Source organism: Amycolatopsis echigonensis (assembly GCF_014174495.1).
Taxonomy (GTDB): Bacteria; Actinomycetota; Actinomycetes; order Mycobacteriales; family Pseudonocardiaceae; genus Amycolatopsis; species Amycolatopsis echigonensis.
Genome location: NZ_JACJHR010000015.1, coordinates 1 through 23,095, shown reverse-complemented (window position 1 = coordinate 23,095; position 23,095 = coordinate 1). Strand labels below are relative to the sequence as shown.

The following is a 23,095-nucleotide window of genomic DNA, read 5'->3' as shown; positions in this document are numbered from 1 at the left end:
GGGTTGCCGACGTCACACCTGGTCAGCGGGCCGCCACGACCTCGTCGATCTGCTTGGCCAGTGCGAAATCGCGTTCGGTCAGGCCGCCTTCGGAGTGGGTGCTGAGACGGAAGGTCAGGGTGCGCCAGCGGATGTCGATGTCGGGATGGTGGCCGGCCTCCTCGGCCAGTTCGGCCACCCGGTCCACCACCTCGATCGCCGCCGGGAAGGACGGGAGTTCGGTCGTCCGCACGATGGTGTCGCCCTCGCGCCGCCACTCCGGAACGGTGCCGAGGGCCTTCTCCACTGCCGAGTCGTTCAATAGCTGAGTCATCCCTCCATGGTGTCGGCTACGCTGCGGCATTGCCACGGGAGTCCGGTACGCCGGGCTGAGAGGCGGGCCGTCAACCCGCGACCGTTCGCACCTGGATCCGGATCATGCCGGCGTAGGGAGGCCGTATCGCTCTCCCTTATCCGGCGCAGTGCAGGAGGGGAAGAATGATGTCGCGGACCGTCCGCACGGTGGTGGGCCTCGCCACGGTCTCGGTGCTCGCCAGCGCCTGCTCGCTGTCCGGCGGCGATTCCGGCGGGTCGTCCGCGAGCTCGGACCAGCAGACGCCGACCGTCACGCTGGTCACGCACGATTCGTTCGCCGCCCCGCAGGACGTGCTCGACGCCTTCCAGCGCCAGTCCGGGATCAAGCTCAAGATCCTCAAATCCGGCGACGCCGGCGCGCTTACGAACAAGCTCGTCCTCACCAAGGGCAGCCCGATCGGCGACGTCGCGTACGGCGTCGACAACACCTTCGCCTCGCGTGCGCTCGGCGAGGGCGTCTTCCAGCCCTACACGAGCCCGGAGGCCGACCGCGGCCCGCAGCGCTACTCCGTGGACCCGCAGCACCGGCTGTCGGCGGTCGACCTCGGCGACGTCTGCGTGAACATCGACCCGGCGTACTTCGCGAGCAAGGGCCTCCCGGAGCCGAAGAGCTACGACGACCTCGCCGACCCCAAGTACAAGGACCTGACCGTCGCGGAGAGCCCGGCCACCGCGTCGCCGGGGCTGGCCTTCCTGCTCGGCACGGTCGCGAAGTACGGCGAGGACGGCTGGAAGGGCTACTGGCAGAAGCTGAAGGACAACGGCCTCAAGACCGTCAGCGGCTGGGAGGAGGCCTACACCAAGGACTTCTCGGGCTCGTCGGGCAAGGGCCCGCGGCCGATCGTCGTGTCCTACGCCTCGTCGCCGGCCGCGGAGGTCGGCGAGGACGGCAAGCCGCGGACCAAGGCGCTGCTCGACACGTGTTTCCGCCAGGTCGAGTACGCAGGGGTGCTCACTAACAGCAAGCAGATACCGCAGGCGCAGAAGGTCGTCGACTTCCTGTTGTCGCAGCAGTTCCAGACCACCGTCGCGGCGAACATGTACGTCTACCCGGCACGCCAGGGCGTCGAACTGCCCGCCGGCTGGGCCACCGCGGCTCCGCTGCCGCAGGCGCCGGCCACCATGCCCGCGGACAAGGTGCAGGCAGGCCGGGAGAAGTGGATCGGGGAATGGCGCTCGCTCATGGGCGCGTGATCCCCGCGCGCACTATCGGGCTCACGCTGCTCGGCCTGCTGCCGGTCGCGTTCCTGGTGGTGTTCTTCGCCTGGCCGGTCGTCGCGATCGTCGGCCGGGGGTTTTCCGCGGGCGGCGTCGACACCGTGCTCGGCGACCCGCAGACGTGGCGGCTCGCCGGATTCACGCTGGCCAGCGCGGCCGCGTCGACCGTGGTCGCGGTGCTCGCCGGGCTGCCGGTCGCGTATCTGCTGGCGAGGGTCCGGCTGCCCGGGGTCGGATTGGCGCGGACGATCGTGCTGGTGCCGTTCGTGCTGCCGACCGTCGTCGTCGGCCTGGCTTTCCGGGCGATCTGGCCGGACGGCGGCGTGCTGCCGCTCGTCCTGGCCAACGCGTTTTTCAACGTCGCGGTCGTTGCGCGCACGGTCGCCGGGCTGTGGACGCACCTCGATCCGCGAGCGACCGAGGCCGCGCGGGCACTCGGTGCCTCGCCGTGGCGGGCGTTCCGGTCGGTGACGTTGCCCGCGCTCGGCCCGGCTGTCGCGTCTGCCGCCGCGGTGGTGTTTTTGTTCTGCGCCACCAGTTTCGGTGTGGTGTTGATCCTCGGCGGCGGGACTTACCGGACGCTCGAAACCGAGATTTACCTCCGGACGGTCGACCTGCTCGACCTCTCCGGCGCGGCTGCGTTGTCGTTGATCCAGTTCGCGGCCGTCGTCGCCGCGCTGGTGCTGGGGGCGATGGCGCGCCGGAAGCGGGAGAACGCGGTGAAGCTGCGGTCCGCGCAGGTGACCGCACGTCGGCCGCGCGGAGGGGAGTGGTGGACGGTCGGTGCCGCGGTCGTGGTGCTCGGTCTGCTGCTGACGCCGATCGTCTCGCTGCTCGTCGAGTCGGTGTCCGGTTCGGACGGATGGAGTCTCGCCGGATACCGGGCGCTGAACACCGTCGGGCAGAACGGCGCGCTGCAGGTATCCGGCTGGATCGCGGCACAGAATTCGCTCGCCGCCGCCACCGACGCGACGCTCCTGGCGATGGCGGTCGGCCTGGTCGCCAGCGTGGTGCTGGTAGCGCTTCGCCGTTCGCCGGGCGGGCTCGCACGCGGGATGGGCGAGACCATGGACATCGCGTTGATGCTGCCGTTGGGCGTGTCCGCGGTGACCGTCGGCTTCGGTTATCTCGTGACGCTCGACGCGCTGCCCGGCGACCTGCGCACGTCGCCGCTGCTCGTGCCGTTCGCGCAAGCGCTGGTGATCATGCCGCTGGTAGTGCGGATGATCCTGCCGGTGCTGCGCGCGGTCGACGTCCGGTTGCGCCAAGCCGCCGCAACGCTCGGCGCGAGCCCGCTGCGAGTGTGGCGGGAGATCGACTTTCCGCTGGTCGCGCGGTCGGTGGTGGCCGCGGCGGGCTTCGGGTACGTCGTCGCGCTCGGCGAGTTCGGCGCGACCAGCTTCCTCGCCCGGCCGGACGCGCCGACGCTCCCGGTGGCCGTCGCGACGCTGATCAGCCGGCCGGGGGAATTGAACAACCAGATGGCGTACGCCTCGTGCGCCCTGCTCATGGTGGTGACCGTGGTGGCGGTGGCGCTGATCGACCGGTTCGGTTCGGTCCGCGGCCGCAGCACGGTCGGGGAGTTCTGATGGCGCTGACGGTACGGGACCTGACTGTCCACTATGGATCGTTCGCCGCGGTCCGCGACGCGAAGCTGGACATCGCCGACGGCGAGGTGCTGGCGCTGCTGGGCCCGTCCGGGTCGGGCAAGTCGACGTTGCTGCGCGCGATCACCGGGCTCGAGCCGGTGTCGTCCGGTTCGGTGTCCTGGGACGGCACCGATCTCGCCGCGGTGCCGGTGCACAAGCGCGAATTCGGTCTGGTGTTCCAGGACGGGCAGCTGTTTCCGCACCGCGACGTCGCCGCGAACATCGCGTTCGGCCTGCGGATGCACGGCGTGCCTCGCGAACGGCACGCGGCGCGCGTCGAGGAATTGCTGAAGCTGGTCGGCTTGGAAGGCTACGAACGGCGACGGGTGACCGAACTGTCCGGCGGCCAGGCGCAGCGGGTGGCGCTGGCTCGTGCGCTGGCTCCGGAACCGCGTTTGCTGCTGCTGGACGAGCCACTGTCCGGATTGGACGCTGGACTGCGCGAGCAGCTGGCGATCGATCTGGCGGACCTGTTGCGGCGCAGCAAGATCACCGCGCTGCTGGTGACGCACGATCAAGAGGAAGCGTTCACGCTCGCCGATCGCGTGGCGGTGCTCGACGCCGGGGAAATCCGGCAGGAGGGCGCGGTCCGCTCGGTGTGGAACAGGCCGGTGGACGACACCGTGGCGCGCTTCCTCGGCGTCACTACGTTCCTGGACGGCACCGCGGTCGAGGGCGTGGTGCGGACCGAGCTGGGCACCGTTGAGCTGGAAGTGGACGACGGCCCCGTCCGGCTCGGCTTGCGCCCGCACGGCTTGAAGGTCTCCGCCGGGGGCGTGCCGGGCGAAGTGACCGCGGCGGTGCACCGACGGGAGCATTTGCGGCTGGTCGTCCGGTGCGGCGAGTCCACTGTGGACGCGATCGCCCCGGCCGGAGCGGACTTCCGGGCGGGCGACCCCGTCCGGCTCGAGCCGGATCCGGACGGGATCGCCGTGGTGGGCTGAACCCCCAGGTCAGCCGTCCCGGGTGGCGAGGCGCCCGTAGGCGAGCGAAAGCCCGACCACGATGTAGCAGAGCGCGCGGACCGCGCCCTCGCCGATCATCGACAGCGACATCGGATCCTGCAGGACCGACGCCGGGGCCAGCGTCCAGTTTTGCGTGAGCAGGAACGGGTGCAGCCACTTCAGCGAGTCGAGGAAGCCGAGGATGGTGAACACGATGTTCGCGGCCAGCACCGAGGCGACCACGAGCATCGGGTGCTCGGTCCAGCTCGACACCGCCAGCGCGATCGCGCCGACCGCCCACAGCTGCAGCACGATCCAGCCGCCGACGAGCAGGATCCGCAGCAGCGCCTCGCCGAGCGACAGCGTGGTGCCCGACAGCGTGAACAGCGAATCCGTGCCGTTGATGATCAACCCGGTGGCCACGCCGGTCACGCACATCGCGAGCACCGCGACCACGGACACCGTCGCCACGCCGAACGCCTTGACCGCCAGCAGTCGTCCCCGGCTGACCGGCGCGATGAGCCAGCCGCGGAGCGTGCCGTGCGCGGCCTCACCGGCGATCGCGTCCGCTCCCGCCATCGCGGAAGCGAGCGGCAGCAGCAGCGTCAGCGTCATGACCATCGCGGCGATCGGCAGCACGAACGCGTTGTTGACCGCCGACACCAGCAGCGCGCCGCCGCTGTCGTCCGGTGCGTTGCTCCCGGTGTTCTGCCCGACCAGCGTGAGGCCGATCCCGATCACGATCGGCACCAGCGCCAGCAGCCCCAGCACCGCGAGCGTGCGCGGCCTGCGGAAGATCCAGCGCAGTTCCGCGGCGATCAGCCGGGTCACCGGCACCGTGTCGTGCCCGGTCCGGCTCACCGGCACCGCAACAGCCGCGGTAGTCATTTCGCCTCCCCGGGAGGAAGTACATCGGCGGCAGTCATGACTGATCCCCCTCGGCTTCGTCGCCAGCCGCCGATTCCCCTTCGGTCAGCCGCGCGAACAGGTCCTCCAGCCCGGTCCGCGCCCGGGTCGCCTCGTGCACCTCGACCCCCGATTGCACGAGCACCTGCAGCACTCGCGGCGCGGGCGTCGCGGTGAGGTCGGCACGGACGCCGTCCGGAGTGAGCCGGGCCCCGATCCGGTTCTCCCGCAACACTTCCACCGCCTGCTCGGCGTCCGGCGTGCGCACCAGCAGCGCGGCGTTCCCGGACTCCAGCAGATCCGCCAGCTCGCCCTGAGCGACCACCGTGCCGGACTGCAACACCGCCACGTGCGTGCAGGTCGCTTCGACCTCGGCCAGCAGATGCGAGGAAACCACCACGGTCACGCCGTCAGCGTGCAGATCGGCGATGATACGGCGGATCTCCCTGGTACCCGCCGGATCCAGACCGTTGGTGGGTTCGTCGAGCACGACCATCCGGCGCGGCACCAGCAGTGCGCTCGCCAATCCGAGCCGCTGCTTCATGCCGAGCGAATAGCCCTTGTACCGGCGGCGCGCGGCGGCCGTCAGCCCGACGCGGTCCAGCGCGGCGTCGACCGCGCCGGGGATCGCGGACGACGCCAGCCGCGGTTCGGCGGCGGCGAACCGCAGCAGGTTGTCGCGTCCGGACAGGAACGGGTGGAAGCCCGGCCCCTCGACCAGCGCGCCGACATCCGGCAGTGCGTGCGCGGACTCCTCGGGCATGGTGTGCCCGAGCAATTCGACCTCGCCGGCGGTCGGGCGGACGAGCCCGAGCAGCATCCGGATCGTCGTCGTCTTGCCCGAACCGTTGGGCCCGAGCATGCCGAGCACGGCGCCCTCGGGCACGTCCAGGTCCACGTGGTCCACCGCGACCGTGCTGCGGTAGACCTTGCGCACCCCTCGGGTGCGCGCGGCCAGCGGGACCGCCGGGGCGGGCACCTCGTCCGAGATGCCCGCCCCGGTTTCGACCGCGGTGCTGGTCACTTGGCGCCCAGCGCTTCGTAGAGAACCTGCTCCGGGACCGCGCCGGCGGCGAACCGGCCGTCGTCGGTCAGGACCGCGCCGCCCACCTTCGTGGTGAAGAGGTAGCCGCTGCCCCACGGGCCGTTGACCCGCTTGGCGAACCGGCTCAGCATCTTCTGCACGTCAGGGCCCTTTTGCTCGCCCTGCGCCTGCTTCTGCTTCATCAGGTCCGCGGGCACCTTGCCGGTGACGACGGTGTCCCAGCCGTCGCCGACGACCTTGGTGGCCTGCTTGGCCTCGTTCGCGAGCGCCTTGTCGCGCTCGTCGATCTTGGCCTGCTTCTCGGTCACCTTCGCGCCCTTGGGCGGGGTGAAGGCGAACAGGTCGGGCGACTGGTCGGCGAACTCGATCTTGCTGAACGCCAGCTCCAGCGCCGGGGAGGTGGTTCCGTTGCTCAGGACCGAAAGCCGCAGCGGCATCCGGGTCTGCGAGTCGATCGCGACGCGGATCTCGCGCAGCAGCGTGCGTTCGGACGGCTTCGGTGTCAGGACCAGCTCGTACGCCGGCCGGTCGGCGACCGTGGCCGTGCCGTCGACCGCGACGTTGCTGCTCTCGCGCACCTTGGCGAGCAGTTCCTTGGCCGCGGTGGACGGGTCGGCGCCCTTGCCCTCAGCGCCCTCGGCCGCCTTGTGCTTGGTCGCGACGTCCGCCGGGACCGTGGTCTTGGTCGCGCTGTTGGTCTTGGAGTCGTAGTCCCACACGGTGTTGCCGTTGTGGATGATCGTTTCCTGCGCCTGCCCCTTGGTGAGCGACACCTTCGTCTTGCCGGCGCCGTCGCTGAACACCTGCGCCGAGTCGACGCCCAGCGCGCTCGCCCCCGGGATCGCGCCCGTCGCCATCTTCGGCAGGCCGAGGTCGTTGCTCACCGTGACCGTGCCGTCGAACGGCACTGGTTTCGCGGTGGCCACCGACTGGACCAAGTCCTCCGCGCTGACCTGCGGCAGCTTCGGCGCGTCCCCCGCCGAGGCAGGCATCGCCACGACAACCAGCCCGCCCACGCCGAGCGCGGTGCCGACGACGGCCGCGGTGATGGCCTTCTTCTTCGGATCCATCTCGTCTCTCCCTGTGTTCCCGGGCTTTGGTGGGCCCGGCTCCCGGTGCAGACGTTCCCCTGCCGAGGCTGAGATACCCCTGAATGGTCGGCCCGTTCAGCTGAGATGGCACTGAGAGTACGCGCGTCAACTGCACAAACCGGCCATGATGAGGATCGTGAAACCTCGGGTGCTGGTGGTCGACGACGAACCTGGCGTGCGCAAGGCGCTGCAACGCGGCCTGCGCGCGGAGGACATGGACGTGGTCACCGCCGCGGACGGGCCGACCGGGCTGCAGCTCGCGCGCACCGGATCGTTCGACGTCGTGCTGCTGGACATCATGCTGCCCGGCTTGTCCGGCTATCGCGTGCTGGAACGCTTGCGCGCGGAGAACGTGGCCACGCCGGTGCTGCTGGTGTCGGCGAAGGACGGCGAGATCGACCAGGCCGACGGCCTCGACCTCGGCGCGGACGGTTACCTCGTGAAGCCGTTCTCGTTCGTCGTGCTGGTCGCGCAGGTGCGGGCGGTGCTGCGGCGCGTCGGGCCGGACGCCTCGCGCGGCGCGCTGAAACTCGGTGCGCTGGAGGTCGACCGGGCGCTGCGGCAGGTGCGCTGGGACGGTCAGGAAGTGCCGTTGAGCCCGCGCGAATTCGGCTTGCTGGAGGTGCTCGTCGGCCGCGCGGGGACGGTCGTGACGAAGGACGAATTGCTGCGCGCGGTGTGGGGCGAGGAGCAGGCTGTCACGCGGAATCTCGTTGAGGTGTACGTGGGTTACGTGCGGCGCAAGCTCGACGCGGTCGGCGCGGGTTCGATTCTGCGGACGGTGCGCGGGCACGGCTATCTCGCCTCCGACGACCAGCTTGACGAGGTCATGTGACCGGCTCGCCGTCGTCGTGGTGGAGCCGCCGTTCGCTTCAGGTCCGGATCACCGTGCTGGCCGCGGCGATCACCCTCGGCTGCCTGCTGGGCCTCGCCGCACTGGCGGCGAACAAGCTCGACCCGCTGCTCACTGATTCGGTCGACAAGGAACTGATCGCCGCGCTCGGCCCGGCTACTCGAGCGGTCTCCGCCGGGACACCGCTGACCTCGGCGGACCCGGTTTCGGTGCGGGTGCTGGACATCTCGGGTGATCCGGCGGACGGGCAGGCCCGGCCGAAGCTGAGCGAGCACGACGTCTCGCAGCTCAAGGCGGGTTTGCCGGTGCAGTCCGACGGATCGCGCTGGCGCGGCCAGGTGGTCAGCACGCCGAACGGGAGCCAGCGGCTGGTCGTCGCCGGGGCCGGGCTGGTCGGCTTCGCCGCCGCGGTGCATTACGGCGGGTTGTGGCTGGTCGTGGTCGCGCTGGTCGGAGCGCTGGTCGCGGGGCTGGCGACCTGGTTGGTCGTCCGGCTCGCGCTGCGGCCGGTGGCGCGGATGCGCGGGCTGGTGCGTGCGTTGCCGCCGGGCTCGCGGCTGCCGCTGCCGACGTCGCACGACGAAATGCGCGCGCTGGCCGAGGAATTCAACGCGCTGCTCGAACGCCAGGAAGAGGTCAGCCAGCGGCTGCGCCGGTTCACCGGCGACGCGGCGCACGAGCTGCGCTCGCCGGTCGCGTCGATCCGGGTGCAGGCCGAGGTGGCCGTGACAAACCCCGATCCGGAGCTGGCGCAGGAAACGCTCTCGGACATCCTCGAGGAGTCGGAGCGGCTGTCCGGGCTGCTCGACGGTTTACTCGCGCTCGCTCGTTCCGACGCGGGCGAGGTGCCGCCCGCGGAACCGGTCGAGGTGGTGTCCGAGGTCCGCGCGGCGGTGCGGCGGCTGCCGCCCGGGACGCCGGACACGCGGGTGAGCAGTGCGGTGGCACAGGCCTGGGCGTCGGCAGCGCACCAGGAGGTCGAACTGGTGCTGGACAACCTGCTGCGCAACGCCTGCCGGTACGCGTCCGGGCAGATCGTGGTGTCCGTGCTGGCTTCGCGTTCGAAGGTGCGGGTCGTGGTGGACGACGACGGCCCGGGCATCGCGCCCGAGCACCGGAGCAAGGTGTTCGACCGGTTCTACCGGGTGTCCGACGACCGGGCGCGCTCGTCCGGCGGAACCGGGCTGGGCCTGGCGATGGTCGCCGAAACAGTGCGCCGCCGAGGCGGTCAGGTGCGCGTCGGCGAATCGCCGGACGGCGGCGCGCGGTTCGAGGTCACCTGGCGGGCGGGCGCGGACCGGTGAATCCGGTGGGGGAGACTGAGCGCATGGACGCGGTCATCGTCGGGGCGGCACTGGTGCGCGACGGCAAGCTTCTTGCCCAGCAACGGGCTTGGCCGCCGCATCACGCGGGACAGTGGGAACTGCCGGGCGGGCGCGTCGAGGAGGGCGAGACCGAGGCCTTCGCGCTGGCTCGGGAATGCCACGAGGAACTGGACGTCGTGGTCACCGTCGGCGACCGGGTCGGCCCGGAAATCCCGCTGCCGGGCGGAAAAGTGCTGCGCGTGTACTCCGCCGCGCTGCTGTCTCCCGGAGACGAACCGCGCGCGGTCGAACACACCGCACTGCGCTGGGTCGGAGAAGACGAACTGGACGATCTGGACTGGCTCCCGGCGGACCGGGACCTGCTGCCCGCACTGCACGCCCTCGTGAGTGCTGATTCCCAGTAGAACCAGCACTCACGAGGCTCTTCAAGCAGCCCCGACCATCCGCAGCGCCGCCGACACCCGGTGCGAGCTGCGATCGATCGCCCGTTCCGCACCCGCCTTGCGAACCCGCTCCAACTCGGCGACGTCGTCCAGCAACGCACGCGTGCCCTCGCGCACCGGACGCAACTCCTCGATCACCGCGTCAGCGACGACGTCCTTGAGCACGCCGTACGACGGGTACTTCTCGGCCAGCTCCGCAGGTTCGCCGCCCACGCAAGCGGCCAGGATCTCCAGCAAATTCGAAATCCCCGGCCGGTTTTCCGGGTCGTACGCGGGTGCGGAATCGCCGTCCGTGCGAGCCTTGCGAATCTTGCGCCGAATCTGGTCCGGCTCGTCGAGCACGAACACGACACCCGCGGAATCCTGCGCGGACTTGGACATCTTCCGCGTCGGCTCAGCCAGGTCCTTCACCCGCGCACCAGCAGGCGGCAACGTCGCCTCCGGAACGACGAACACCTCGCCGTACGTGGAGTTGAACCGCCGGGCAAGCGTGCGCGCCAGCTCGACGTGCTGCCGCTGATCCTCGCCGACCGGCACCTCGTCCGCGCCCTGCAGCAGAATGTCGGCCGCCATCAGGACCGGATAGGTGAGCAGACTGAGCCGAACACCGGCCTGTCCCTTGGATTTCTCCTTGAACTGGATCATCCGCGCGGCCTCGCCGTAGGAGCAGGTGCACTCCAGCACCCAGGTCAGCGCCCCGAGCTCCCGCGCGAGATCGGACTGCACGAACACCCGCTCCGGCGCGATCCCCGCGGCGACCAGGACGGCCAGCTGTTCGGTCGCCAGCGACCGCAACTTCGCCGGATTGTGCGCGGTGGTCATCGCATGCAGGTCAGACACGAAATACAGATCGTCCGGCCCGCCTTCAGCCGCCCAGCGACGCAACGCGCCGAGGTGGTTGCCGAGCTGAACGTGACCGGACGGCGTGATGCCGGACAACTGGACCATCGGGTTTCCTCTCCCTGGATGTTCAGACCCCGGGAGCAGGCACGAAAAAAGCCGCCCACCGGGGCGGCCTTCGCTGGATTTTCAGCGCAGAGCTACGGGGCCGCCGAGAGGCGGCCACCACTGAGTGCTCTGGAAACGCATGCGGCGAGCCTAGCACCAGGCTACGGTTCGAACCATGTTCGTCGTCGTGCTCACGTACATCGTTCCGCTAGAGGAAATCGACCGCGCCCTCCCGGCCCACAACGAGTGGCTCACGAAGCAGTACGAAGACGGCCATTTCCTGGCCTCCGGAGGCCAACGGCCCCGCACCGGCGGCGTACTGATCACCCGCCCGATGGAACGCGCCCAGCTGGACGCGATCCTGGCCACCGACCCCTTCGCGATCGGCAAGCTGGCCACCTACGAAATCATTCACTTCCAGCCCACCCGGACCGCCCCGGAACTGAACCTGGTGAACGAACTCCTGGACAAGTAGCGCGGACCGGGAGGGGCCTCTTCACGAACCACCCGCCCACCCCGGAAACGACCGGATTGCGCGCTATCCCGGCAGCCGCGCAACCAAGCACCCAACCCGCGCACCCGCACGACCAAACCGCCGCCGACGCCCGCCAACCATCGGTGCACCCACACCCTCCCCCGCACCCCGATACGAAGCCTCCCTGCGGTCTGGGGGTGCTTGTCAAGGCATCTTTCCCGCCTTGACAAGCACTCCCAGACCGTCAGCACAATCCAGCTTCGGGGTGCCCCACGCACACGAACCGACAGCAATGTCGCCCCCCAGGGCGACGAGCCGAAACCCGGCTCAAGCAGCCTTAGCCACCCCAGCCTTGGCCTTCTTCAAAGCCAAAACCGGACACTTCTTGCACCGGTCCTTGGACCGGCAGCACTTCTTCTTGACCTTCCCGGCCTTCATCAGCTTCCGCACCACAGCCCGAGGGTCGTCCGCGTGCTTCTTGCCCATCGCGCGCTCCTCAAACCGGCGGCCAGCAGTACCCATAAGGTTAGGTGAGCCTAACCGATCATGGGGCGTGGCGCTCCTCACACCGACCGAGCAGGTATCCTGATGAAGTCCGCGTGTGGCCAAAGCCGGTCAGCGAGAGCCGGTCTCTGTGCCCGGAGCCCGTGATCTCTTCTTCGCCGCGCGGCGCCACCCGCCTTCTTTCGAGTTCAGGAGTCTTCGCGTGCCCGCAGCCAGCGCCACCGCGGTCGAAACCGGCCGCGCGTCCGGCAAGACCCGGCCCGACCTGCGCAACGTCGCGATCGTCGCCCACGTCGACCACGGCAAGACGACCCTGGTCGACGCCATGCTCCGCCAGTCCGGCGCCTTCGCCGAACGCGCCGAGCTGGTCGACCGCGTGATGGACTCCGGTGAGCTCGAGCGGGAAAAGGGCATCACCATTCTCGCGAAGAACACCTCCATCCACCGCCAGACCGCCGACGGCACGGTCACCATCAACGTGATCGACACCCCGGGCCACGCCGACTTCGGCGGCGAGGTCGAGCGCGGCCTGTCCATGGTCGACGGCGTCGTGCTGCTCGTCGACGCGAGCGAGGGCCCGCTGCCGCAGACCCGCTTCGTGCTGCGCAAGACGCTCGAGGCGAAGCTGCCGGTCATCCTGCTGGTCAACAAGGTCGACCGGCCGGACGCGCGGATCTCCGAGGTTGTCGAGGAGACCCACGACCTGCTGCTCGACCTGGCGGGCGACATCGAGGACGCCGACCTCGACGCGATCCTCGACCTGCCCGTCGTCTACGCCTCCGCGCGCGCCGGCAAGGCGTCGCTGGAGCAGCCCGAGGACGGCGGCCTTCCCGACAGCGAAAACCTCGACCCGCTGTTCGAGACCCTGCTCCAGCACGTCCCGGCCCCGGCCGCGGACCTGGACGCCCCGCTGCAGGCGCTCGTCACCAACCTCGACGCGTCGAACTTCCTCGGCCGCATCGCGCTGATCCGCATCCACGCCGGCAAGCTGCGCAAGGGCCAGACCGTGGCCTGGATGCGCGAGGACGGCACCGTGCAGAACGTCCGGATCTCGGAGCTGCTCGTCACCGAGGCGCTCACCCGCGTCCCGGCGTCCGAGGCCAGCGCGGGCGAACTGGTCGCGATCGCGGGCATCCCGGACATCACCATCGGCGACACCCTCGCCGACCCGGAGAACCCGGTCGCGCTGCCGCGGATCACCGTGGACGAGCCCGCCATCTCGATGACCATCGGCGTCAACACCTCGCCGCTGGCCGGACGCAACGGTGGCGACAAGGTCACCGCGCGGCTGGTCAAGGCCCGCCTCGACCAGGAGCTGATCGGCAACGTCTCGATCCGCGTCCTGCCCACCGAGCGCCCGGACACCTGGGAGGTGCAGGGCCGCGGCGAGCTGGCGCTGGCCATCCTGGTCGAGCAGATGCGCCGCGAGGGCTTCGAGCTGACCGTCGGCAAGCCGCAGGTGGTGCTCCGCACGATCGACGGCAAGCTGCACGAGCCGTTCGAGCGGCTGTACATCGACTCGCCCGAGGAGCACCTCGGCGCGATCACGCAGCTGCTCGCGTCCCGCAAGGGCCGCATGGAGGACATGAGCGGCAATGGCACCGGCCGGATCAAGCTGGTCTACGTGCTGCCGTCGCGCGGCCTCATCGGCTTCCGCACCGACTTCCTCACCGAAACCCGCGGCACCGGCATCGCGAACCACGTGTTCGAGGGCTACTTCCCGTGGGCGGGCGAGATCCGCACCCGGCACAGCGGCTCCCTGGTCGCCGACCGTTCGGGCCCGATCACCGCGTACGCGATGATCCAGCTCGCCGACCGCGGCACGTTCTTCGTCGAGCCCGGCGCGGAGGTGTACGAGGGCATGGTCGTGGGCGAGAACCCGCGGTTCGAGGACCTCGACATCAACATCACCAAGGAAAAGAAGCTGACCAACATGCGGCAGTCGTCCGCCGACGTGATGGAGACGCTGGCCCGCCCGCGCAAGCTCAGCCTGGAAGAGGCGCTGGAGTTCTGCGCGAGCGACGAATGCGTCGAGGTCGCGCCGGAGGTCGTGCGGGTCCGCAAGGTCACGCTCGACATCAACACCCGCGCCAAGGAGCGCTCGCGGGCCAAGAGCCGCGACAACAACAGCTGAACCTCGCTCAGGTGAAAAAGGGCGCCTCCCATTCCCGGGAGGCGCCCTTTCGCGTGAACCCCGACGGCCCTTCGCGCGTCCACTCTTATGGCGGTATCCACTCCGATGTCACGGAGTGAAGGCCGATGTGGGAATCTCGATGTCGGCCCCCGCCCTGGCATGGCAGCATGTCCGCTCGGACCACGGAGCGCGGCGGGAACTTTCAGGAGGACGAGCGTGCGATTCGGACGCCGGCTGGGGCCGGTGCTGGCGCTGGCGGGAGTGCTGCTCGCCGCGTGTTCGAACACCCCGCCGCCCCCGGTGGTCACGTCGGCCCCGCCTTCGAGCACGACCAGCGCGGCGGCGCAGTCGCAGATCGTGGTCGGCGTGGACGACGTCGTCGGCGGCTACAACCCGCACAGCATCGCGGACGCGTCGACGATCACCACGGCGCTGTCGCAGCTCCTGCTTCCCTCGGTGTTCCGGCAGTCCGACGACGGCACGCGCACCCTCGACAAGACGCTGATGGTCTCCGCCGACGTCGTGTCGCAGGTGCCGTTCACGGTGAAGTACGTGATCCGCCCGGACGCCTCATGGTCCGACGGCGCTCCGATCGCCACCGAGGACTTCATCTACCTCGCCAACGCGATGAAGACGAACCCCGGCGTGATCGAACCGGCCGGGTACCGGCTGATCTCGGACATCGAATCCCGCGACGGCGGCAAGGGCGTCGAGGTCACCTTCAGCAAGCCGTATCCGGCGTGGCAGACGCTGTTCGACAATCTGCTGCCGCAACACCTGCTCAAGGACTCGCCCGGCGGCTGGACGAACGCCCTCGCGACGAGCTTCCCCGCGGTAGCCGGACCGTTCGCGATCAAAACGATCGACACCGCTCGCGGTGAAGCGACCCTCCAGCGCAACGACCGCTACTGGGAAAAGCCAGCCGCAGTCGACACGTTGATCCTCCGCCGCTCCGACGCGTCCGGCATCGCGACGGCCCTGCGCAGCGGCAACGACCAGTTCTCCTTGACCCACACCGATTCCACCGGCCTGCAGCTGCTGAACGACCTGGGCTCCGCGGTCAAACTGCATACGCTGCCGCGTCCGTTGACCGCGTCGGTGCTGCTGCGTCCCGTGAGCGCGACGCTTTCCGATCCCCAAGTCCGCGCGGGAATCGCCGCACTGCTGGACCGCGGAAAGCTGATCACCGCCGGGGCGAAGGGCGGCCCGTCCGCGACGCTGAAAGCGGACGCGCAGGTCCTGCCGCCTTCGGCCAAGGGTTACGCGGCCACCATTCCGGCTGGCCCGCCCGCCGCGCCGGACCTGGCGAAGGCCGAGCAATACTTCACCGCCGCCGGGTACAAAAAGGAAGCCGGCGTGTGGCGCAAGGGAAACAAGACGCTGTCGATCGTGCTCGCGTCGCCCGGGGAACAGGAACCGTACGCGTCGATCGCGAAGGAACTGGCGTCGGAGCTGGTCGCGGGCGGCGTCGAGGTCAACCAGATCACACCGCAGCCGCGCGACCTGTTCTCGTCCCTGCTGGCCATGCCGGTGGTGAACGGAAAACAGCAGGCGAGCCCGGACTCGAACAGCACCGTCGGAGTCGACATCGCCGTCGTGGGCCAACCTGTCGACGGCGACCCGGCGACGGTCCTGGCGTCCAACTACGGCTGCGCCCCCGAGGCCGCGCCCGTCGACAAGACAAAGCCCGTGATACCAGCCAATCCCGCGGGCCTGTGCGACCACGGCCTGCAAGCGACGATCGACTCCGCGCTCACCGGCTCCGCGACCGTCACCGACTCGCTCAAGACGCTGGAACCGCAGCTGTGGTCTCAGAACGTCGTGATCCCGTTGTTCCAGGAAGCCGAGACTTTGGCCATCGGCAAGGGAATCTCCGGCCTGACGCCGGGGCCGCCCATGCAGGGCCCGTTCGGCTCCGCCGTGAACTGGACCCGCGGCGCCACCTGATCGGGCCTGCTGCAATCAGGTGTTCTCAGTAGCGCGGCGCGCGATGGGTTCGCTGTCGCGATGCTTGCCGAGGGCGATGCGGAGCACCGGCTGTGGCGAGACAGGCCGTGCGGCTCCGCTCCCCAACCCGCTCCCGGCCGCCGGGCTCGTTCGCCACAGCCAGAGCACCGGGCCTGCGAGGACGACCGCCCGCGCACCACGGAGAAAACCCTCAACGCCGCATTAAGTGCCCCCGATTAGGGGCAAGCCCTGCCGAACCGGCCGGACACGCGAAAGGGGCCCCGCACGGACAAGTGCGAGGCCCCTTTCGTCGCCGCGTCAGATCAGCTGCAGGCTTTCCGCGAAGTGGCACGCCACCGGGTGCGCGTGCCCGCGGTCGATCAAGGCCGGCTCCTCCGTCTTGCACTTCTCGCGACCGGCGTCGTCCAGCTCGTTGGCGAACTTCGGGCACCGGGTGCGGAACCGGCAGCCGGACGGCGGGTTGGCCGGGCTGGGCACGTCACCGGTGATCACGATCCGCTGCCGCGTCCGCTCCTTGCGCGGATCCGGCACCGGGATCGCCGAAATCAGCGCCTGCGTGTACGGATGCGCCGGAGTCTGGAACAGCTCCTCCGACGGCGCGGTCTCCACGATCTTGCCGAGGTACATCACCGCGATCCGGTCCGCCACGTGGCGCACCACCGAAAGGTCGTGCGACACGAACAGGTACGACAGCCCGAGCTCCGCCTGCAGGTCCTTCAGCAGGTTGAGCACACCGGCCTGGATCGAGACGTCCAGCGCGGACACCGGCTCGTCCAGCACCAGCACCTTCGGCTTCAGCGCGAGCGCGCGGGCGATGCCGATGCGCTGCCGCTGCCCGCCGGAGAACTCGTGCGGGAACCGGTTGCCGTGCTCCGGGCGCAGGCCGACGGTCTTCATCAGGTCGCGGACCTGTTGTTTGCCGCCGTTCTCGTACAGTCCGTGGATGCGCAGCGGTTCGGCGATGATCTCGTTCACCGGCAGCCGCGGGTCGACCGAGGCGTACGGGTCCTGGAACACGATCTGCATGCTGCGCCGCAGCCGCTGCAGTTCGCGCTTGCCCATCGTCGCGAGGTCTTTGCCCTCGTAGGTCACCTTGCCGCCGGTGAGCGGCTGCAGGGCCAGCGCCACCCGGGCGGTGGTCGACTTGCCGCACCCGGACTCGCCGACCAGTGCCAGCGTCTCGTGCGGGTAGATGTCGAACGACACGTCCGACACCGCCTGCACCGCGCCCGAGATGCGGCGGATCAGGCCGCCGCCGCGGATCGGGAAGTGCTTGACCAGGTTCTGCGCGGAGAGGACGGGCGTCTTTCCCGCCGTGGCCTCGCTCATCGGTTCGTCTCCGTGTCGGTCGCGACGGCGTCCACGGCGACCGGGACGGCTGCCGCGTCGGCCGAGGTGGCGCTGAACAGCTCGGCCGGGTTCTTCCCGACGACCTGCTCGGTGAAGTGGCAGGCCGCGTGCTGGCCGTTCGGGCCCGCGACCAGCGCGGGCTCCTCCTCGTCGCAAATCGGCTGCGACAGCGGGCAGCGCGGGCTGAACGGGCAGCCCGGCGGCATGTTCTGCGTGGCGGGCGGCGAACCGGTGATCGGCGTGAGCCGGTCGGTCTTCACGTCCAGCCGCGGAAGGCTGCCGAGCAGGCCCAGCGTGTACGGCATCCGCGGGTTGTAGAAGATGTCGTCGACCGTGCCGGACTCGACGACCTTGCCCGCGTACATCACGTGCACCCGGTCGGCCTGGCCGGCGATCACGCCGAGGTCGTGCGTGATCAGCACCATCGCCGCGCCGGTTTCCTTCTGCGCGGCCTGCAGCGCCTCGAGGATCTGCGCCTGCACGGTCACGTCGAGCGCGGTGGTCGGCTCGTCCGCGATGATCACGTCCGGGTTGTTGGCCATCGCGATCGCGATCACCACCCGCTGGCGCATGCCGCCGGACAGCTGGTGCGGGTACTCGTCCGCGCGCTGCTTCGGGTTCGGGATGCGGACCAGGTCGAGCAGTTCGACGGCCTGCTTCTTCGCGACGTCCTTGCGCACGTCGTGGTGCGCGGTGATCGCCTCGGCGATCTGGTCGCCCACCGTGTACACCGGGTTCAGCGAGGTCATCGGGTCCTGGAAGACCATCGCGATGCCCCTGCCGCGGACCTTGTTCAGTTCCTTCTCGTTCGACTTCAGCAGGTCTTTCCCGCCGAACCGGATCGAGCCGGTCACCCTCGCGGTCTTCGGCAGCAGGCCCATCACCGCGAGCGAGGTCACCGATTTGCCGGAGCCGGATTCGCCGACGATGCCGAGCACCTCGCCGCGGCGAAGCTCGTAGTTCACGCCGCGCACGGCGCTGACCACGCCGTCGCCGGTCGGGAACTGCACGGTCAGGTCCTCAACGACGAGGACGGGATCGCCGCCGCGTCCTTGCGAGCCGTTCTGGGTCATGCGCGCACCTTCGTCTGCTGGGGGTCGAACGCGTCCCGCAGGCCGTCCCCGATGAAGTTGATCGTCAGTGCGATCAGGATGATGAAAATGCCCGGGAAGTAGAACAGCCACGGCCGCGTGTCGATCGCGGTCTGCGCGCTGCTCACGAGCAGCCCGAGCGAGGTGTCCGGCGGCTGCACGCCGAAGCCGAGGAACGACAGCGCCGTCTCGAGCAGGATGGCGATCGACACGAGGATCGTCAGGTTGACGATGATCGCGCCGAGCGCGTTGGGCACCAGGTGCCGGAAGATGATCCGGCTGTCGCTCGCGCCGAGCGCCTTCGACGCCTCGACGAACTCCTTCTCGCGCAAGGAAAGCACGACACCGCGCGCCACCCGGGACACATAGGCCCAGTAGAGGCCGCCGATGACGACCGCGATCAGCCACCACGTGCCGCCGGACTGGTGGCCCAGCACCGCGGCCACCGCGAGCAGCGGCAGCGTGAGCACGAGGTCGGCGATGCGCATCAGGATCGTGTCGAGCCAGCCGCGGTAATAACCGGCGACCGCGCCCCAGACCGTGCCCACGACGGTCGCGAAGATCGCCACGAGGATCGAGATCTGCAGGGAGATCTGCGTCCCGCGCATCACCTGCGCGAGCGTGTCGTGGCCGACCGCGTCGGTGCCGAACGGGTGGTCGCCCGAGGGCGGGGCCGAGTTCTGCTCGGTGATGTCGGCCGCGTTGTACTTCCAGATCGCCGCGCCGACGTAGGCGAACAGGATGATCAGCACGAACACGACGAGACTGATCATCGCGAGCCGGTGCTGCAGGAACCGCCGGAACACCAGCTGCGACTGGCTGCGCTCCTTGACCGTGAACTCGCGTTCCGGCGCGCCCTGCGGGGTCTGCGGGTCGTCCGGAGCGAACCGAGCACCGCCCAGGGTGGTGGGCGGGGTGTCGAATACGTCGTTAGGCATAGCGGATCCTCGGGTCGAGCAGGCCGTAGAGCAGGTCGGCGATCAGGTTGAGCAGGATGATGAACGTGGCCGCGATGAGCAGCCACGCCTCCACCGCGTACACGTCGCTGCGCTTGATCGCGTCCAGCAGGAAAGCGCCCGCACCCTGCCATTGGAACACGGTTTCGGTCACCACGGCGCCGCCGAGGATCGAGCCGATGTCGAGTGCGGTCACCGTGGTCAGCGGGATCAGCGCGTTGCGCAGCGCGTGCTTGCGCGTCACCGTCCAGCGCGGCAGGCCCTTGGCCCTCGCGAGGCGGACGTAATCGCTGTTGAGCACCTCGAGCATCGAGGCGCGCTGGTAGCGGCTCCAGGCCGCGTAACTGGTCAGCGCGAGCGAGATGGTCGGCAGGATCAGGTGGCCGAGCACGTCGCCGAACTGGGTCCAGAACCCGCCCGCGGCGACCACCGACGAGGAACCGATCGTGTAGAAGACCTGGTCGCCGACCGTCGTGTTGATCGAGATGCCGATCTGCTTCAGCACCAGCGCGAACCAGAACGACGGCATCGACAGGAAGAGGAAGCCGAAGAAGGTCGCGGTGTAGTCGAACTTGGAGTACTGCCGCGACGCGCTGATCACGCCGATCAGGACGGCGAGGATCAGCGCCACCACCATGGCGAGCACGATCAGCCGCAGCGTCACGCCGAACCGGCCGAACACCTCGCTGCCGATGTTCATGGTGGACTGGACCGAGGGGCCGAAATCACCGTGCAGCACGCCGGTGATCCAGTGCCAGTACCGCTCGAGAATCGGCTGGTCGAGATGCAGCCGGATGCGTTCGAGTTCGATGGTGCGAGGGGGCGGCGGCGGGTTTCTCGCGATCAGCGGGGTCAACGGGTTGGCCGAAAGCGACACCATCACGAAGACGACGAACGTCGACACGATGAGGATCGGCACCGAGACGAAAAGCCGGCGCAGTGCGAAGGCAAGCATGGAGGTCTTCCTGCTCTGGACGGTGTTCTGCCGGCGCCCGCCGCTCGTGGTGGCAGGGCCTTGGCGACGTAACGGGGCAATCGTGGTGTTCGGGAACTAAAGGGGCACTAGCTGGCGGATACGGTGAAGGGCCGGCTTCGCGGCCGGCCCTTCACCGGGTGTCCTGCGGGAATCTACCGGTCGTTGATCACTTCCGGATGCCCCACTCCGCCATGTTGTACACCGGCCCGTCGAGGGTCGAGTTGTTGCGGATGTTCGCGATCTTGTCCGACGACGCGATGAAGGTCGGCTTCTGGTACAGCGGAAGCACGTACGCGTCGCTCGACATGATCTGGTCGGCCTGGTTCAGCAGGTCCGCCGCCTTGGTCTGGTCGGTCTCGGCGTTGGCCTGCGCCATCAGGCTGTCGACCTGCGGGTTGCTGTACTTGCCGTAGTTGTTGCCCTGCCCGGTGCCCCAGTTCTGGATGGCGCCGCCGAACGGGAACGGCGAGGCGACCCAGGCGAACACGATGACGTCGTAGTCGCCGCTGGTGGTGGTCTGGCCGAGGTCGTCGGTGGACTGGACCTTCACCTTGACGCCCAGCTGGGCCGCGGTCTGCGCGAACAGCTCGCATTCGTTCTGCCGGATCTGGTTGCCGACGGTGTAGCGGATGCGCAGCTCGGGGATCGGCTTGCCGCTCGGGTCGGACAGCTGGTTGTTGTTCAGCTTGTAACCCGCGTCGGTCAGGATCTTCTTGGCCTTCTCGATGTCACCGGAACCCTGGCCGGTCGAGCTCACCGTGTCCTTGTAGCCGGTCTGCTGCGGCACGAAGTTGTGGTTGTTGAGCGGCTCGACCTTGTTGGTGAACTGGCCGACGGTCTTGGCGATCATGTCCTTGCGGTTGATCGCGGTGAACAGCGCCTGGCGCAGCGGCTTCTGGGACAGCGCCGGGTTCTTCAGGTTGAAGTCGAAGTGCTCCCAGGTCAGGCCGAGGCCGATGAACGAGGAGATGTTCGGCATCTGCTTAACCTGGTTGATCAGGTCGACCTGCGGCTGCGGGTAGATGACCTGCACCTCGTTGTTCTGCAGTGCGGTCGGCTCCTGCGTCGCGTCGGTGATGACGCGGAAGATGACGCTGTTCAGCTTCGGCTTCGCGCCCCAGTACTTCTCGTTCGGGACCTCGGTGATCGACTGGTTGTTGACGAACTTCGAGATCTTCCACGGGCCGCCGGACCAGGTCGGGACGGTCGTGCCGAACCACTTGAACGACTGCGCGAGGCCGGCCGGGGTGTTGATGTCGCCGTGCTGCTTGGCCAGGTGCGCCGGGTACATCGCGCCGCCGGAGCTCCAGAGCAGCTTCCAGTCGGTGAACGGCTTGTCGAACACGACCGTGACGGTCTTGCCGCCGTCGGAGCCGGTGACGGACTTGACCTGGTCGTAGCCCGCGGAGCTGGCCGCGGCGCAGTCGGGGCAGTCCTTGCCGTTCTGGACCTTGTAGTTGTAGATGAAGTCGTCGGCGGAGAACGGCGTGCCGTCCGACCACACGGCCTTCGGGTTGAGCTTGTAGACCACCGTCTGCGGGCTGGTGCTGGTGACCTCGGCCGAATCGACGAAGTCCTTGTTCAGGACCGGCTTGAGGTCCGGCGTCGCGTAGAAGGTGTAGGGCAGGAGGCCCTTGGTGACCTCGCCGGTTTCGAAGACGTTGCCCTCGGCCGAGATGACGTTCCAGTTCGGGACGTTCTTCTCGATGGCGTAGGTGACGTCGCCGCCCTGCTGAAGCTGATCGGCCGGGGCCGAGTTGCACGTGTTCGGGTTCTTGTCGCAGTCGGCGAATGCCTGCCCGGTCTGCACCGCGCTGTTGCCGCCTCCGCCACCACCGCATGCGGAGAGCAGAAGGGCCGCGCCCGCGACGAACGCGCCGAGTTTCGCGGCGCGCGACCTAGTCGTCACTAACATTCATTCTCCTTGCTCGACGCCTTCGCGGGTTTGCGAGGCGGCTCTTCCTGACGCGCAAGCACCGATCTGTATCGCGTTGCTCACCGTAGCCGTGAAACTTAGGCATTGGACAGACGCCAAACCTATCGATCCGGACACTCTCAGTGAGATCGTTGCGGAACAGATATCTCGTGCCCCCTGGTTGCATCGTGGTTTCCGCACTTGATCGACTACGGTTAGTAGTTGATCACGAGAAATCGCGACCGGTTCGGGTGGCAGTTCAGTCCCGTGGGCCGGCCGGCCCGGCGGACAATAACCGCCCCGTTCCGTATGCGGTGCCCCAGCTAATGGAGCAGTCGCGCGGCCGCGACGAACCCGAAGTGACAAGAAAATGGTCCGATCTCGTGAAGCGAAACAATGCGCCCGCCGCCGGGCACGGGCGCGGACGCCCGCAACGGCGGCGGATCCCGGTGGGTGTTCCGAGCATCTTGCGTCCTCGCCTCCGTATTCCGAACCGCGGAACGTTCCGCGAACGGGAACGCCCACGGGCCGGGACGCTGATCCGACTTTGTGGGATGCCAATGCATTTTCCCGTGCACGCTGCGGTTTTCCGGTTCCGGAACGCCGCGCCGGGGGTCGGCCTCCCGGGCGCGGACCCGGCGGTCACTAACCTGAGGGCGTGAAGCGGAAGCTGCTCCTGGTCCACGCGCACCCGGACGACGAAAGCATCGCCACCGGCGGGACCATCGCGCGTTACGCGGCCGAAGGCGCCGAGGTGTGCGTCGTGACCTGCACGCTCGGCGAAGAGGGCGAAATCGTCCCGCCGAGGCTCGCGCTGCTCGTCGCGGCCGAGGCCGACCAGCTCGGCGGGTACCGGTCGGGGGAAATGGCCGCCGCGGCCGCCGCGCCCGGCCCGACCCCGCACGAGGACCCCCGCGGCCTCGGCCGGGGGGGCGACCCCGGCATGGGGG

General features: G+C 69.1%; 21 protein-coding genes and 1 riboswitch. Of the genes, 10 read left to right on the top strand and 11 right to left on the bottom strand.

Going from position 1 to position 23,095, the window contains the following annotated elements:
* Positions 1 to 22: 22 nt before the first annotated feature.
* On the bottom strand, positions 23 to 313 hold the full coding sequence (locus H5411_RS13060; RefSeq protein WP_101437787.1) for a 4a-hydroxytetrahydrobiopterin dehydratase: 291 nt from the start codon (positions 311 to 313) through the stop codon (positions 23 to 25).
* 24 nt (positions 314 to 337) lie between these two features.
* Positions 338 to 449, top strand: a riboswitch (TPP riboswitch).
* Positions 450 to 480: 31 nt separating this feature from the next.
* On the opposite strand from H5411_RS13060, the gene H5411_RS13055 reads away from it, so the two are divergent.
* The 3 genes from H5411_RS13055 to H5411_RS13045 are packed head-to-tail and all read left to right on the top strand — an operon-like array spanning position 481 to position 4,165.
* Complete coding sequence (locus tag H5411_RS13055; RefSeq protein WP_183123947.1) at positions 481 to 1,548, top strand: thiamine ABC transporter substrate-binding protein; 1,068 nt, start codon at positions 481 to 483, stop codon at positions 1,546 to 1,548.
* A complete protein-coding gene (locus H5411_RS13050; RefSeq protein WP_183123893.1) occupies positions 1,524 to 3,161 on the top strand; it encodes an ABC transporter permease in 1,638 nt (545 codons plus the stop codon). The genes H5411_RS13055 and H5411_RS13050 overlap by 25 nt, the downstream gene beginning before the upstream one ends.
* Positions 3,161 to 4,165: an ABC transporter ATP-binding protein gene (locus H5411_RS13045; RefSeq protein ID WP_183123892.1), complete on the top strand. Its 1,005-nt coding sequence runs from the start codon at positions 3,161 to 3,163 to the stop codon at positions 4,163 to 4,165. The genes H5411_RS13050 and H5411_RS13045 overlap by 1 nt, the downstream gene beginning before the upstream one ends.
* Before the next feature lie 9 nt (positions 4,166 to 4,174).
* On the opposite strand, the gene H5411_RS13040 is transcribed toward H5411_RS13045, so the two are convergent.
* The 3 genes from H5411_RS13040 to H5411_RS13030 are packed head-to-tail and all read right to left on the bottom strand — an operon-like array spanning position 4,175 to position 7,186.
* Positions 4,175 to 5,053, bottom strand: a complete 879-nt coding sequence (locus H5411_RS13040) for an ABC transporter permease (RefSeq protein WP_183123891.1) — start codon at positions 5,051 to 5,053, stop codon at positions 4,175 to 4,177.
* A gap of 34 nt (positions 5,054 to 5,087) precedes the next feature.
* Complete coding sequence (locus H5411_RS13035; protein ID WP_101437790.1) at positions 5,088 to 6,095, bottom strand: ABC transporter ATP-binding protein; 1,008 nt, start codon at positions 6,093 to 6,095, stop codon at positions 5,088 to 5,090.
* The gene (locus H5411_RS13030; protein ID WP_101437791.1) at positions 6,092 to 7,186 is read right to left on the bottom strand and encodes a LolA family protein; all 1,095 of its coding nucleotides are present in this window, start codon (positions 7,184 to 7,186) and stop codon (positions 6,092 to 6,094) included. Before H5411_RS13030 ends, H5411_RS13035 begins: the two co-directional genes overlap by 4 nt.
* Before the next feature lie 145 nt (positions 7,187 to 7,331).
* Here H5411_RS13030 and H5411_RS13025 point away from each other — a divergent pair, with 145 nt between their 5' ends.
* Genes H5411_RS13025 through H5411_RS13015 form a run of 3 tightly spaced genes read left to right on the top strand, consistent with a single transcriptional unit; the run spans position 7,332 to position 9,789 of the window.
* Positions 7,332 to 8,042: a response regulator transcription factor gene (locus H5411_RS13025; protein WP_167442007.1), complete on the top strand. Its 711-nt coding sequence runs from the start codon at positions 7,332 to 7,334 to the stop codon at positions 8,040 to 8,042.
* Positions 8,039 to 9,364 carry a sensor histidine kinase gene (locus tag H5411_RS13020; protein ID WP_101437793.1) on the top strand — a complete coding sequence of 442 codons (1,326 nt, stop codon included), beginning with the start codon at positions 8,039 to 8,041 and terminating at the stop codon, positions 9,362 to 9,364. The genes H5411_RS13025 and H5411_RS13020 overlap by 4 nt, the downstream gene beginning before the upstream one ends.
* A gap of 23 nt (positions 9,365 to 9,387) precedes the next feature.
* Entirely contained in the window at positions 9,388 to 9,789 is a 402-nt protein-coding gene (locus H5411_RS13015) for a (deoxy)nucleoside triphosphate pyrophosphohydrolase (protein ID WP_101437794.1), read from the top strand.
* A gap of 21 nt (positions 9,790 to 9,810) precedes the next feature.
* Here the strand turns inward: H5411_RS13015 and trpS are convergent, their stop codons facing one another.
* Positions 9,811 to 10,776 (bottom strand): tryptophan--tRNA ligase, encoded by a 966-nt coding sequence (trpS, locus tag H5411_RS13010; RefSeq protein WP_183123890.1) that lies wholly within the window; start codon positions 10,774 to 10,776, stop codon positions 9,811 to 9,813.
* A 175-nt stretch (positions 10,777 to 10,951) separates the two neighbouring features.
* Between trpS and H5411_RS13005 the strand changes: the two genes are divergently transcribed.
* On the top strand, positions 10,952 to 11,251 hold the full coding sequence (locus H5411_RS13005; protein WP_101437796.1) for a YciI family protein: 300 nt from the start codon (positions 10,952 to 10,954) through the stop codon (positions 11,249 to 11,251).
* 327 nt (positions 11,252 to 11,578) lie between these two features.
* Here the strand turns inward: H5411_RS13005 and H5411_RS13000 are convergent, their stop codons facing one another.
* Positions 11,579 to 11,737, bottom strand: a complete 159-nt coding sequence (locus tag H5411_RS13000; RefSeq protein WP_167442008.1) for a hypothetical protein — start codon at positions 11,735 to 11,737, stop codon at positions 11,579 to 11,581.
* Positions 11,738 to 11,957: 220 nt separating this feature from the next.
* Between H5411_RS13000 and typA the strand changes: the two genes are divergently transcribed.
* Positions 11,958 to 13,889: a translational GTPase TypA gene (typA, locus tag H5411_RS12995; protein WP_101437797.1), complete on the top strand. Its 1,932-nt coding sequence runs from the start codon at positions 11,958 to 11,960 to the stop codon at positions 13,887 to 13,889.
* Positions 13,890 to 14,132: 243 nt separating this feature from the next.
* Positions 14,133 to 15,836 carry an ABC transporter family substrate-binding protein gene (locus tag H5411_RS12990; protein WP_376772142.1) on the top strand — a complete coding sequence of 568 codons (1,704 nt, stop codon included), beginning with the start codon at positions 14,133 to 14,135 and terminating at the stop codon, positions 15,834 to 15,836.
* Between the two features lie 318 nt (positions 15,837 to 16,154).
* Here the strand turns inward: H5411_RS12990 and H5411_RS12985 are convergent, their stop codons facing one another.
* The 5 genes from H5411_RS12985 to H5411_RS12965 all read right to left on the bottom strand — a co-directional run bounded on the left by H5411_RS12985 (position 16,155) and on the right by H5411_RS12965 (position 22,145).
* Positions 16,155 to 17,186: an ABC transporter ATP-binding protein gene (locus H5411_RS12985; protein ID WP_101437799.1), complete on the bottom strand. Its 1,032-nt coding sequence runs from the start codon at positions 17,184 to 17,186 to the stop codon at positions 16,155 to 16,157.
* The gene (locus tag H5411_RS12980; protein ID WP_101437800.1) at positions 17,183 to 18,280 is read right to left on the bottom strand and encodes an ABC transporter ATP-binding protein; all 1,098 of its coding nucleotides are present in this window, start codon (positions 18,278 to 18,280) and stop codon (positions 17,183 to 17,185) included. The genes H5411_RS12985 and H5411_RS12980 overlap by 4 nt, the downstream gene beginning before the upstream one ends.
* A complete protein-coding gene (locus H5411_RS12975; RefSeq protein ID WP_246368943.1) occupies positions 18,277 to 19,236 on the bottom strand; it encodes an ABC transporter permease in 960 nt (319 codons plus the stop codon). Before H5411_RS12975 ends, H5411_RS12980 begins: the two co-directional genes overlap by 4 nt.
* A complete protein-coding gene (locus H5411_RS12970; RefSeq protein ID WP_101437801.1) occupies positions 19,229 to 20,209 on the bottom strand; it encodes an ABC transporter permease in 981 nt (326 codons plus the stop codon). Before H5411_RS12970 ends, H5411_RS12975 begins: the two co-directional genes overlap by 8 nt.
* Positions 20,210 to 20,396: 187 nt before the next feature.
* Positions 20,397 to 22,145: an ABC transporter family substrate-binding protein gene (locus H5411_RS12965; protein WP_101437802.1), complete on the bottom strand. Its 1,749-nt coding sequence runs from the start codon at positions 22,143 to 22,145 to the stop codon at positions 20,397 to 20,399.
* A 658-nt stretch (positions 22,146 to 22,803) separates the two neighbouring features.
* Between H5411_RS12965 and H5411_RS12960 the strand changes: the two genes are divergently transcribed.
* Positions 22,804 to 23,095 (top strand): PIG-L family deacetylase (locus tag H5411_RS12960; protein ID WP_183123888.1); only part of this gene is annotated, 292 nt, incomplete at its 3' end.

What these genes read in the sequence shown, in the direction of transcription:
- H5411_RS13000 (WP_167442008.1), bottom strand. Translation starts at nt 11,737, where the DNA reads ATGGGCAAGAAGCACGCGGACGACCCTCGGGCTGTGGTGCGGAAGCTG.
- trpS (WP_183123890.1), bottom strand. Translation starts at nt 10,776, where the DNA reads ATGGTCCAGTTGTCCGGCATCACGCCGTCCGGTCACGTTCAGCTCGGC.
- H5411_RS12980 (WP_101437800.1), bottom strand. Translation starts at nt 18,280, where the DNA reads ATGACCCAGAACGGCTCGCAAGGACGCGGCGGCGATCCCGTCCTCGTC.
- H5411_RS12975 (WP_246368943.1), bottom strand. Translation starts at nt 19,236, where the DNA reads ATGCCTAACGACGTATTCGACACCCCGCCCACCACCCTGGGCGGTGCT.
- H5411_RS12965 (WP_101437802.1), bottom strand. Translation starts at nt 22,145, where the DNA reads ATGTTAGTGACGACTAGGTCGCGCGCCGCGAAACTCGGCGCGTTCGTC.
- H5411_RS13040 (WP_183123891.1), bottom strand. Translation starts at nt 5,053, where the DNA reads ATGACTACCGCGGCTGTTGCGGTGCCGGTGAGCCGGACCGGGCACGAC.
- H5411_RS13025 (WP_167442007.1), top strand. Translation starts at nt 7,332, where the DNA reads ATGATGAGGATCGTGAAACCTCGGGTGCTGGTGGTCGACGACGAACCT.
- H5411_RS13050 (WP_183123893.1), top strand. Translation starts at nt 1,524, where the DNA reads ATGGCGCTCGCTCATGGGCGCGTGATCCCCGCGCGCACTATCGGGCTC.
- H5411_RS13055 (WP_183123947.1), top strand. Translation starts at nt 481, where the DNA reads ATGTCGCGGACCGTCCGCACGGTGGTGGGCCTCGCCACGGTCTCGGTG.
- H5411_RS13030 (WP_101437791.1), bottom strand. Translation starts at nt 7,186, where the DNA reads ATGGATCCGAAGAAGAAGGCCATCACCGCGGCCGTCGTCGGCACCGCG.
- H5411_RS13015 (WP_101437794.1), top strand. Translation starts at nt 9,388, where the DNA reads ATGGACGCGGTCATCGTCGGGGCGGCACTGGTGCGCGACGGCAAGCTT.
- H5411_RS12985 (WP_101437799.1), bottom strand. Translation starts at nt 17,186, where the DNA reads ATGAGCGAGGCCACGGCGGGAAAGACGCCCGTCCTCTCCGCGCAGAAC.
- H5411_RS12970 (WP_101437801.1), bottom strand. Translation starts at nt 20,209, where the DNA reads ATGCTTGCCTTCGCACTGCGCCGGCTTTTCGTCTCGGTGCCGATCCTC.
- H5411_RS13005 (WP_101437796.1), top strand. Translation starts at nt 10,952, where the DNA reads ATGTTCGTCGTCGTGCTCACGTACATCGTTCCGCTAGAGGAAATCGAC.
- H5411_RS13045 (WP_183123892.1), top strand. Translation starts at nt 3,161, where the DNA reads ATGGCGCTGACGGTACGGGACCTGACTGTCCACTATGGATCGTTCGCC.
- H5411_RS13060 (WP_101437787.1), bottom strand. Translation starts at nt 313, where the DNA reads ATGACTCAGCTATTGAACGACTCGGCAGTGGAGAAGGCCCTCGGCACC.